This window comes from Aeromonas crassostreae (assembly GCF_054052445.1).
In genome coordinates this window covers 1-226 of sequence record NZ_JBSTYM010000088.1, presented here as the reverse complement: position 1 = coordinate 226, position 226 = coordinate 1, and the positions used below count along the sequence as shown (strand labels likewise).

The 226-nt window shown below is 69.0% G+C and carries 1 protein-coding gene; it reads left to right on the top strand.

The window, feature by feature from the left end:
* A partial coding sequence (locus ACW5W4_RS19010; protein WP_456690428.1) for a hypothetical protein occupies positions 1–226 on the top strand: 226 nt, incomplete at both ends.

Here is a 226-nt window from a genome sequence, read left to right as displayed (position 1 = left end):
GGCGACACCACCGCCACCGCGGCGCCGACCGTGGTCATCACCGAAGATGCCGACAACGACGGCACCATCGACCGCAGCGAGATCAGCGGCCCCGTGAACGTGGCAGTGACCCTGCCGGGCGAGGCCCAGGCGGGGGACACCCTCAAGGTGAGCGGCCAGCCTGACCGGGTACTGAGCGAGGCCGATATCCTTGCTGGCAAGGTGGGCTACGAGTTTGACCGTCCGG